Origin of the sequence: Synechococcus sp. 63AY4M2 (assembly GCF_002760475.1) — a bacterium.
Lineage (GTDB): Bacteria > Cyanobacteriota > Cyanobacteriia > Thermostichales > Thermostichaceae > Thermostichus.
The window spans coordinates 1,237,818-1,246,449 of record NZ_AXUX01000001.1; the positions used below are offsets into that span (position 1 = coordinate 1,237,818).

Annotated in this window: 7 protein-coding genes and 1 tRNA gene; 3 read left to right on the top strand and 5 right to left on the bottom strand. The window is 62.2% G+C overall.

Annotated features, from left to right (window positions below; all coding sequences use genetic code 11):
- Window positions 1–1,194, top strand: a complete 1,194-nt coding sequence (locus tag SYN63AY4M2_RS05565; RefSeq protein ID WP_011429263.1) for a glycosyltransferase — start codon at window positions 1–3, stop codon at window positions 1,192–1,194.
- Here the strand turns inward: SYN63AY4M2_RS05565 and SYN63AY4M2_RS05570 are convergent.
- On the bottom strand, window positions 1,188–2,837 hold the full coding sequence (locus SYN63AY4M2_RS05570; RefSeq protein ID WP_011429262.1) for a hypothetical protein: 1,650 nt from the start codon (window positions 2,835–2,837) through the stop codon (window positions 1,188–1,190). The two genes, SYN63AY4M2_RS05565 and SYN63AY4M2_RS05570, sit on opposite strands and share 7 nt — an antisense overlap.
- Window positions 2,838–3,005: 168 nt before the next feature.
- Between SYN63AY4M2_RS05570 and SYN63AY4M2_RS05575 the strand changes: the two genes are divergently transcribed.
- Window positions 3,006–3,425 (top strand): hypothetical protein, encoded by a 420-nt coding sequence (locus SYN63AY4M2_RS05575; RefSeq protein ID WP_011429261.1) that lies wholly within the window; start codon window positions 3,006–3,008, stop codon window positions 3,423–3,425.
- A 63-nt stretch (window positions 3,426–3,488) separates the two neighbouring features.
- Here SYN63AY4M2_RS05575 and ssuE read toward each other — a convergent pair whose 3' ends face one another.
- The gene (ssuE, locus tag SYN63AY4M2_RS05580) at window positions 3,489–4,040 is read right to left on the bottom strand and encodes an NADPH-dependent FMN reductase (protein ID WP_011429260.1); all 552 of its coding nucleotides are present in this window, start codon (window positions 4,038–4,040) and stop codon (window positions 3,489–3,491) included.
- A 108-nt stretch (window positions 4,041–4,148) separates the two neighbouring features.
- On the opposite strand from ssuE, the gene SYN63AY4M2_RS05585 reads away from it, so the two are divergent.
- Window positions 4,149–4,220, top strand: a tRNA-Gly gene (locus tag SYN63AY4M2_RS05585).
- Window positions 4,221–4,609: 389 nt separating this feature from the next.
- Here SYN63AY4M2_RS05585 and nusB read toward each other — a convergent pair.
- The 3 genes from nusB to SYN63AY4M2_RS05600 form a co-directional block, all read right to left on the bottom strand.
- Window positions 4,610–5,476, bottom strand: coding sequence for a transcription antitermination factor NusB (gene nusB, locus SYN63AY4M2_RS05590; protein ID WP_011429259.1), 867 nt, complete (start codon window positions 5,474–5,476; stop codon window positions 4,610–4,612).
- A 119-nt stretch (window positions 5,477–5,595) separates the two neighbouring features.
- Window positions 5,596–7,755, bottom strand: a complete 2,160-nt coding sequence (locus SYN63AY4M2_RS05595) for an ATP-dependent helicase (RefSeq protein ID WP_041438062.1) — start codon at window positions 7,753–7,755, stop codon at window positions 5,596–5,598.
- Between the two features lie 11 nt (window positions 7,756–7,766).
- Window positions 7,767–8,632, bottom strand: an 866-nt coding sequence (locus SYN63AY4M2_RS05600) for an HAD family hydrolase (RefSeq protein ID WP_346426046.1), incomplete at its 5' end; no start/stop codon positions are given.

Sequence of the window (8,632 nt, forward strand, 5' to 3'; positions counted from 1 at the left end):
ATGCCTGCTTGGGATCCCTCCTGGGCGCAGCGCCTGGCGCTGGTGCACGAGTATTTGATCTGGCCAGGGGGATCGGAAAAGGTTTTGCAGGAGCTCCTTGCCTTTGCCCCACAGGCACCTCTCTACGTCAGCCTCTTCTCGTCCCACACCTTGCCGCCGAGCTGGCAGCAGCGGTCGGTTTACACCTCGTTTTTGCAGGGCTGGGCCCGCTGGCTGGGGGTGCTGCGGCGCAACTATCACAGCCGCCTTAAGTACCTGCTGCCCTGGATGCCCTTGGCCTACGAGAGCTTTGACTTCTCCGCCTATGACTGCGTCATCTCCAGCAGCCATGCCTTTGCCAAAGGGATCCTGACAGGGCCTTCCACTCTGCACCTTAGCTACATCCACAGCCCGCCCCGTTACCTCTGGGAAAACCAGGAGCTCTATCTGGAGCGGGAGGGGTTGACGGGGATCCGCCCGCTTGCCGCCCTCAGCCGCTGGCTGTTGCACCGCCTGCGCCAGTGGGACTTTGTGGCAGCCCAGCGGCCAGACCTATTGATTGCCAACTCGCAGCACATCCGCCGGCGCCTGGCCAAGCTCTACCGCCGCGAGGCTGTGGTTATCTATCCGCCGGTGCCGCTGCAGGGGTTTGAGCCGGTAACCCATCCCCAAGCCGACTACGACCTGGTGGTGGGCCGGCTGGTGCCCTACAAGCGGGTGGATTTGGCGATCGCTGCCTGTAAGCAGCTGGGCCGCCGCCTGGTAGTGGTGGGGGAAGGGCCGGAGCTGCCGCGACTGAAGCAACTGGCAGGGCCGCAAGTGGAGTTTTTGCCCCACCAGCCCCAAGACCGCCTGCAGGAGCTGCTGGCCAATTGCCGGCTGCTGCTGTTTCCCTGGGAAGAGGATTTTGGCCTGGTGGCGGTGGAGGCGCAAGCCTGTGGTCGTCCTGTGGTCGCCCTGAACCGGGGAGGCACCCGCGAGACCGTCATCCACGGCCAGACGGGGATCCTCATCCCCGAAGCCAGGGTGGAAGCCCTCGTCGAAGGGCTGCGCCAGGCGGAGCGCCAGGAATGGGATCCGCAGCGGATTCGGACCCATGCCTTGCAATTTGCGCCGGAGCGGTTCCACGCCCAGTTGGGATCCCTGCTGCGCTGGGCCTGGCCCCGTTTCCAGGCGGGAGAGCGCTTGGATCCGCAAGAATGGCAGCCTCAGTAGGGCCGCCGCTGTACAAAAGCCGGCAACTCGATGCGGCTGCGGCTGCCCCCTTCTCCCCCAGCCCGTGCAGCCGCCAAGGCGGAGCGTCTCAGCAGCTTCTCCGCCCGATCCTGCCGCTCCTCAAGGGCAAGGGGTGGGATCCCACCAGCGGGCGTTCTCCCAGTTGTGGGTCGGCTGGTGGGTGGGGCGGCAGCCACCGCTGGGGAGGGAGCAGGCCCTTCAGCTGCCGCCTGAACCCGTTCCTGAGCCGGGCGGCCAGACCTGAGCTCGACACCTGCTTGGGGAGGAGCCGCAGACGACTGCCGCAGAGCGGCTAGCTGCTCCTCCAGCTCCTGATTGCGTTGCAACAACAGGGCCACCTCTTTTTCCTGAGTTTGGGCATAGGCGTGGGCCTGCACACACTCGGTTTTCAAAGTCGCCACCTGCTGCTGCAGCTTCTCGATCTGTTTCTGGCTAACCAGATGATGGGCCTCCGCCAGCTCCTGTGCCCGCCGGGCTTCTTCCAGGCTTTCCCGAGTTGGTCGCTGGGCCAGCTCCCGAAGCTGCTGCTGCACTTCCTGCCACTGGACAAGGGTGGGCCGCTGAGCCAGCTCTTGGAGAAGCTGATCCCGTTCGGCCCGCAAGGCGTCGAGCTCCCGGGTGAGAGCCTGCACTTGCTCTTCTAGAGCAAGGAGCCGCTGCGTCTGCAGAGACTCCGCCTCGCCGCTGGGATCCACTTGGGCTTTTCGCTCTTGGCGCAGAGCCTGCAGCTCCGCCTCCAGTTTGGCAATTTGCTGGGCCTGTTCTGCCTGGCGCTGCTGGCTCTGCTGCAGCTCCGCCAGCAAGGTGGTTCGCTCGGCCTTGGCAAAAGAGGCTTGTTGGCGCAACTGGTTCAGCTCCGCTTGCAAGCTTGCCCATTGCTCCTGCGAAGGGCGTTCTTCCAATTCGCGAAGACGTTGCTGCGCTGCATTCAGGTCGGCTTGCAGGCGTGCCTTTTCGCTTTCCAGCTCGGCTTTGAGACGCTGCCCCTCAGCCTCGGCCTGGCGGTGGGCCGCCTCCAGCTCCGCCCGTAGGGCTTCCATTTCCTGCGCAGAGGGCCGAGCGGCCAGCTCCTGGATTTGCGCCTGCAACTGCGCCTTCTCTTCCTCCAGCGCTTGAATGCGGAGCTGCGATTGGGCTTGTAAAAGCTGTACCTGCGGCAACTTGACGGCGTATTCCCCCAACTGGTTGGCCTGCTGTTTCAGCTCCCAGAGCTCCTGCTGCAGTTGATAGAACCGGGCCGGATCGACGCGCCGCTGCAGTTCTGCCTTCAGGGTTTCGATTTCTGCTTGGCTGGTCTGCAACTGTTGCTGCAGGATCTGGTAGTGCTCCAGCGTGGGTCGGCGCTCCATTTCCCAGAGAAGATTTTGTAACTCTTCAATGTGCTGCTGTTGGAGCTGAAAAGCTTCCAGGGTAGGACGTTGTTCCAGCCGCGCCTTCTCCTCTTGACAAGCCTGCAAAGCTTGCTCCCGCTCCTGCAGTTGGGCCTGCGCTTCCAGCAGTTGCTGTTCCAGGCGATGGGTACATTCAATCTGCTGCAATGACAGTGCCTCTGACTCTGCTAGGGATCGCTCCAAGTTGCGCACGCGCGCCCGCAAAGCTTTCAGCTCCTCTTCCACTTCCATAGCCCGGCTGCTCGACAGATTATGGGCTTTACTCTAGCAGATGCTCCGGGCAAATATCCAGCTTGACACCACCTATAGCGTGAATTTTTGAGTTCTCCCAAAACTAACGCTAGAGATGTTGCCTCCATCCTCTATACTTGGGGGATGGAGTTCTGAAGCGGGAGCCCTGTGATCAAGCTGGGATCCAAACCTTGGGGGTTGACGCTGGCCCTGCTGGGCGTGGCTCTGGTCGGTTGTGGTGCCGCCGCGCTCACTGCCAGCCCCCCTCTGCCGCCGCTAATCACCAGCAGCGACATTCCTGCCGCCGTTAGCCGGGGCGGCTTTTTGGAGGTTGGGGTCTCGGTGTCGGTGCCGGGGCGGCTCCCAGCGGAGCTGGCGTTTCAGGTGTCATGGTCGGGGATCGAGGTGCAGACGCTGTCAGCAGCCCAGGTCAACTGTGTCTCCGGCAACGTGTCCTGCACTACTCGCTTCCGCATCCGCCCCCCTTTGAACTTGGTGCCCGGCTCTTACCTGCTCAGTTTACGGGTTTTCGACCGGTTGGGACAAAGTGCCGCTGTGACTGCGACGGTGCTGTTGAGGGATCCCTGAAGGCTGCACCGGAGAGTTGCCTTTCAGTTGTTGGCTGGGCGCTTCCGCATGAACGAAAAATCCTTATTTCACCGCCTGGGCAAGCGCCCGGATCCCTGCTTGCAGACGTTCTTCAATGTCGGCCTCCAGCCGCAGGGTGCCGTCGGCCTCAAACTGGATCTGCGAGCTGAGGATGTAGATCCCTTTCAAGATATGGGTTGCGCCCATCACGGCCAGCACCGGCTTCATGGCAAAGTCGATGGCCAGCAGGTGGGCCAGGGTTCCCCCGGTGGCAATGGGGAGAATCACCTTGCCGGTAAAAGCATCCTGGTCTAGCAAATCCAGCAGCGCCTTCAACACGCCTGGATAAGAAGCTTTATAGACAGGAGCAGAGATGACGATCCCGGCAGCCTGGGCCACCTTTTCCTGAATCTGCTGGAGGTGAGGGCTCTCAAAGTTAACCCGCACCAGATCCTCTGGCGGCAAATCCCGCACCGAGACAAACTCCGTCGTCAATCCCAGACCGGACAGGATCCCGGCAGCGTGGTGCAAAATCGCTTCCGACCGCGGTGGCGGGCCAGCGGCTTCCCGAGAAAGAGGGCCAGGACTACCGGAGAGCAGGAGGATGGCCGGCATGGATCAACAAAAGAAGTAGAACGCTGCTTCTGTTGTACCAGGGATCCCGTCCAAGAAATGCTAAACTATGCGTTAGGAAAGTCTCCAGGTTGTCGAGCCTGGATCCCTGCGGGCGTAGTTCAGTGGTAGAACGCTAGCTTCCCAAGCTGGATGTCGTGAGTTCGAATCTCATCGCCCGCTTCCCCATCGAAAACACAGAGGGATAGCTGGCTGGCCCCGTACTTGAGTGCGGGGCGGAAAGGCCCGTGAGCAACTTTAGCTGCTCATCAATGGCATAGTTATCACCGAGGCGTGCCGTTCCCAGGCGAGCCCCTAAGACGGTGAAAAACCCGACCGGTGGCAAGCGTCCGGAAGAGACTGCCGTCTCAGCCAACCTGCAACGACTCCGTCCCGCTGACGCGATCAGAAAAGTCAGCAGAACCTTGGGGCCTTGCCTCCAGGAACTGTCTAGAGGTGTCTTGACAACGCCTCTGTGAGTCCGCTTGCGGACTGCGTAAAAATCCCCTGGGCGGTAGGAGGGTCAAACAATCTGCCCCACGCAGGGCCTTCACCCTAAGGCAGTGAGGAGCCTAGCTTCTGAGATCCCCGGCTGGCGAAGGATTCCGACCGAAAGGGGCTTCCATGCGGCTGTCCACCAGCCGCCGTAGCACCCCGTTGACAAAAGCGGCGGCCTCCGGATCCCCGTATTTTTTGGCCAATTCTACAGCTTCGTTGATGGCGACCTTGTCGGGGCTGCTGCGCAGGATCTCCATTTCCACTACCGCCAGGCGCAGGATATCGCGCTCGATCCGCCCCACCCGCTTCAGTTGCCAGCCTACCAAAACCCCTTGCAAACGGGCGTCGATAGCCTCCTTATGGGTGCGCAGGGCGGTCAACAGTTGGAGAGCGTAGGCGCGTACCTCTTGAGCTTGGGCAATGTGCAACAGCTCCGGCATGGAGAGGGCAACTCCCAGCCGGTTGACCGCCTTTTGGGACAACTGAACGACCTCATCCAGGATGCGGCGGACGCTGTACAGCCGCTGTTCCAGGTGTTCCAGGGCTTGGCCGGCGTTGCTGAGGGCCACTTGGGCTTGGTGGGCCAGCTCCAGCAATTCTCCCTGCACGGTGTCGCCGGCGTTGGCCTCCTTCAGAGCCGTTTCCAAGCGTTGCAGATGTCGTTGGGCCTGCTGAAGGCGGACAGTAAGAGAGCGAGCTCCGCCCTCTTCCTTGGCATCAGAAGCGGCCAATAACAGGGGATCGCTCTCGTGCAACAGGCGATCGCTGCGCTGGATCTCCGCCGCCGCTGTGGAGAGAGTTTCATGGGTCTCTTCCTGCAGAGCGCGGATGGCTGCCAGCAGCAAGTCCTCCAGTTGTTTTTCGCTCAGTTTGGCCGCTGTGGCCGGCAGTTGGTTGACCCCCAGCAGGGCCAGTTCGCGGGCAACACGCCGAGGTTGCATTGCAGAATACCCATGTTTTTAAACGACTGCCCCATCGCGCAAGGCGGCGCTATCGGGCTTAGCCATGCTAGCAGCCTGCCGCGGGGCAATGAAGAACCAGAGGCCCGGGCGCCTCGCTGTCAACTTGCCTCGCAAGGGCGGCTCAACACGCGAAACACCAACGATGCACTCTGCTCTTCGCCAAAGCGAGATTGGCTGGAGACGGAGAGGGTAAGCCGCCGTTTGCTGCGGGTGATGCCCACGTACAGCAGCCGCAGCCGCTCTGCGGCCAGATCCAAAAAGGCTTGCTCGGTGGCCGAGTCGGCCTGCTGCTCCCAACAACTTCTGCGGCTGAGCTGCCGCAACTGGGCCAGGGCTTCTGCTCTCATATCGACATCCTCCAAAAACCTCAGCCCCACCGGTCGCTCTTCAGAGTAGGTGGGAAACTCGTAGGCCGACACCTGGGGGATGAACACCTGATCCCATTCCAAGCCCTTGGCGCGGTGCAGAGTCGTAACGGTGATGCTGCCCGGCTCCGGGTTGAAGGCAAAGATCTCCGAGGGCAGGTTGTTGAGGCGGCGATCCAGAATCACCCGCAATTCTTGGGCAATCTCCTGCCAATCGACCTCGGGCAGGGATCCCAGCACCTGCTCCAACTGGTCGATGACGTAGCAACCCACAAACAGCTCTTCCGGCTTGCGGTAGAGGCTTTGGACAATCACATTGAGCACCTCCGGCCAAGGGGAGCGCCCGGCCCGCAGCCAACCGGCAAGGATGCGCAGCAGCCTGCCCAAGTTTTGCCAAGAGGGGCTATCCGGCAAAGTGGGGGCTTCCCCAAACTGGGGAAATAGCAGCCGCTCCGGCAGCGAGGCGCGGATCCAGTCCAGCATCGGCCCCAGCTCCAGGCGCGGGATCCCGGCCCAGTCGGCCAGGTGATCCACAGCAGCGGCCAAGCGGGCAGAGGAAATGGGCTGGGCCAACCAGTCGATGATTCCCTTGAGTTGCAGCAACACCCGCCGCTGGCTGGGGTTGCCCCGCAACAGATCGATCACCTGCTCTGCCCCCAGTTCCCGCAGGTAGTCGAGGGCCTTGCCCCCCAGCTCGTTGGTGGTGACCAGAATGGCCACCGTCTGGTCGGGAAAAGCCTGGGCGGCTGCCAGGGCCCACCGCGTCACCTCCTGCAGCTCCTGCTCCGGGGATCCGACTACCCGGCGAAACACCACCTCCCCTTCGCTGGCCGGGGGATTTAGGCCGCCAGCGCTGGCCGGGCAAATGTGCTGGGGAGCCAGGGCGGTGCGCAGGGCTGGGATGGGGTGCTTCTGGTTCACCCAGTCCACCAGGCGGTTGGCCAACTCCAGGATCTGGGGGGCGCTGCGGCTGGACTCTTTCAACGTCACCTGGGGATTGGCCTGACAAAAGGCGCGAAACAGCCGCGGCTCGGCGGTGGTGAAGGTGCCCATGATGCTTTGGTTGGGATCCCCGACCCGTACCAGGTTGCCGGTGCGCTGGCTGAGCAGCCGCAGCAGCTCTTCTTGGAGGGGGGAGCTGTCCTGGGCCTCGTCCTCGAATAGGTAGTCGTACCAATTTTGCACCTGCTGCCGCAGGGCCGGGTCGCGCTCGATTAGCTCCACTGCCTGCCAGCCCAGGTCGTCGTAGTCCAGCTTGCCCAGGCGACGCAGCTCCGCTTGGTAGGCAGCATAGATGGGGGCCGCCCAGCCCAGATAGCCCTGAGTAGTTGTGGGGATCGCCTCCGGCCCCAGACGCAGATTCTTGGCCGTGCTGATCACCGCCCGCACCATCTGCTGGAAGCTGCGTCGAAACCGCAGCCGGTTTCGGACCACCTTGTGGGGCTTCTCGGCAGGGATCAAGGGCTCCCAGAGGTGGGTGTGGTGGGCGAGCCAGGCGCGGCAGAGACGGCTGAGCAGGCGCTCCTGTTCATATTCCTCCAGGATGGACAGCTCTTCCCAAGGGCCGGGAACCTCCCGCAACACCCGCAGCGCCAGCGAGTGCAAGGTGAAGGCTTGGGTAAAGCGATCCGGATAGCCCGCCTGTTGCAGGCGTTGGTTGATGCGGTTGATCAAATTGCTTCGCGCCGAACGCATGTAGGTGAACACCCCAATGCGCTCCGGTGGAACGCCGCGATTCAGGATGAGATCGGCGATTAGCAGCTCCAGGATAAACGTCTTGCCGCTCCCCGGAACTGCCGCGATCCCCAGAGGCCCCGACCGATACGCCAATGCCCGTTGCTGTTCTGGACGCAACGTGACTTGGGGAAAAGGAGAATCTGCCAAGCTCACCATTGCATCCGCAACTAGCCGAGGATAAAGGTCTCAATGGCCACCGCCACCCCATCTTCGGTGACGGGGGGAGCAACCCAATCAGCGTGGGGCAGCAGAGCCGGCGAGGCGTTCCCCATGGCTACCCCGATCCCCGCATACTGGAGCATCTCGATGTCGTTGTCGCCATCGCCGATGGCCATCACCTGATCCGCCGACACCCCCAGCAGCTCTTCCGCCAGAAAACGAACGGCATTGCCCTTGTTCACCGCCGCATGGGTGGCCTCCAAAAAAATCGGCTCCGAGCGGGTGAGGTAGATCTGCTCAGGAGAATACCGCTGCCGCAGGGATCCCTGGAGTTGCTGCAGAAACTCCGTATCCTCCGAAACAGCCAGGATCTTGGTGGGGCTTTTCCCGTGTTGGGCGGGGGAGAGCATCTGGAACGGCACCTGGGAGCGCTCGGCATAGGCTTGGCTGAGGGGGCTGAGCTCCCGCAAATAGAGCTGATCGTCGATGTAGAGGTGCACCCCCACCGGCTGATCCTGCAGCACCTGCAGCAGCTCCTCCGCCAGCGACCAGTCCAGGCTCCAATGCTTCAAGGTCTTTTGGCTGTCGGGATCGCGAATGAGCGCCCCCTGATAGCTGCAGAGGGGCATATCGGCCCCAATGGCGTAGTGAAACCGCTCAGCAGAGCGATGCATCCGACCTGTAGCAATGGCTACCCGCACGCCTGCCGCCTTGGCTTTTTGAATGGCCTGCCGCACCGGCTCCGAAACCTGGTTGGAAGGCCCGGCAATCGTGCCGTCGATGTCCAATACCAACAGCCGAATGTCTCTCCAGGATCCTGCCTCCTTTTTTCGCTGTTGGACTTGAGCTTCTGCTCCGGTTTGCATTGCCCCTC

Bases quoted from the DNA above. Each gene is read 5' to 3' on its own strand.
- SYN63AY4M2_RS05565 (WP_011429263.1), top strand. From the start codon at position 1: ATGCCTGCTTGGGATCCCTCCTGGGCGCAGCGCCTGGCGCTGGTGCAC.
- SYN63AY4M2_RS05570 (WP_011429262.1), bottom strand. From the start codon at position 2,837: ATGGAAGTGGAAGAGGAGCTGAAAGCTTTGCGGGCGCGCGTGCGCAAC.
- ssuE (WP_011429260.1), bottom strand. From the start codon at position 4,040: ATGCCGGCCATCCTCCTGCTCTCCGGTAGTCCTGGCCCTCTTTCTCGG.
- nusB (WP_011429259.1), bottom strand. From the start codon at position 5,476: ATGCAACCTCGGCGTGTTGCCCGCGAACTGGCCCTGCTGGGGGTCAAC.
- SYN63AY4M2_RS05595 (WP_041438062.1), bottom strand. From the start codon at position 7,755: ATGGTGAGCTTGGCAGATTCTCCTTTTCCCCAAGTCACGTTGCGTCCA.